The 1278-nt window shown below is 60.4% G+C and carries 1 protein-coding gene; it reads left to right on the top strand.

Translation table 11 applies throughout. The annotated features are described in order from the left end of the window. Positions 1-52: 52 nt before the first annotated feature. On the top strand, positions 53-1246 hold the full coding sequence (locus tag J3S28_RS28140; protein ID WP_237342242.1) for an IS30 family transposase: 1194 nt from the start codon (positions 53-55) through the stop codon (positions 1244-1246). The last annotated feature ends 32 nt before the right edge of the window (positions 1247-1278 follow it).

Here is a 1278-nt window from a genome sequence, read left to right as displayed (position 1 = left end):
CGTCTTGGGCTCAAGGGAACGTCGCAACACCCTGAGAAAAGAGGGTGATTCGATGGGCACACCGCCTGTTCCGGTGATGAAGGTTCGGATGTTTTGGCAGTTGAAGGCTGGCGGGGTGTCGACGAAGGTCGCGGCGACACGCGCGGGCTTCTCCGAGCGGCATGGGCGGTACTTGGTGACTAAGGCTGGTGGAGTGATTCCAACAGTGAAGGTTCCTGACGTCGTGTCCGATCGTGGCGAAGGGCCGCAGGGTCGGTATTTGTCGTGGTCGGAGCGGGATCTTCTGTCTGTTAAACATGCTGCTGGACAGGGGGTTCGGGAGATTGCGCGCGATATGCGTCGAAGTCCGTCGACCATTTCACGCGAGCTCAAACGCAACACCATCAGCCACAAACGGTACGCGGCGGGGTCGGCCCAGCGCTGCGCGGAGGCTCGGCTTCCCAGACCCAAGCCCCGAAAACTCACCGTGAACGTCGCGCTCGGCCGGTACGTCTGGGACAAGCTCTCAGGTGCAGAACATTTCTCGCCTGAGCAGATCTGTGCCCGGTTGGTCATCGATTTCCCGGATGATCTCAGTATGCGCATCAGCCCGGAGACGATCTATCAGTGTATTTTCGTGCTGCCCAAGGGTGAGCTCAAACGTGAGGTCAAGCGGTGTTTACGGACCGGGCGAGCGGTCCGTAAACCTCATCGCCAGACCGACGGGCGCCGCCAGGTCGTGCCGGAGGAGTTGCTCATCGCCCATCGACCTCCCGAGATCGAGGACCGGGCACTGCCCGGGGATTGGGAGGGGGATTGCATTCTCGGCAAGGACGGTCTCTCGCAGATCGGGACGTTAGTGGACCGGATGACCCGCTATGTGATCTTGCTGCACCTGCCGAACGGCCGTACCGGTGAGGAGACCCGTGATGCGATGGCTGCTGCGATCGGTGCCTTGCCGCCTGAGATGAAACGGTCGATCACCTGGGATCAGGGCTCGGAAATGCGTGGGGCACATCGGGATATCGCTATCGCCCACAATCTGGACGTGTGGTTTTGCAATCCACATTCGCCGTGGGAACGCGGAACCAACGAAAACACCAACGGGCTACTGCGCCAGTACTTCCCCAAGGGCACCGACCTCTCGATCTACAGTGCCGAGGACCTACTTTTCGTAGCCCGAGCTATGAACAATCGACCCCGCAAGGCACTCGACTTCCGCACACCCAACGAGTCGTTCACCGCGTTGCTAACATCGACCCCGTAACTGGTGTTGCGACGTTCACTGGAATCCACCCG

It is taken from the genome of Williamsia soli, assembly GCF_017377795.1.
GTDB lineage: Bacteria > Actinomycetota > Actinomycetes > Mycobacteriales > Mycobacteriaceae > Williamsia > Williamsia soli.
Note: the sequence above shows the minus strand (reverse complement) of the source record. Positions and strands in the feature narration are given on the sequence as shown.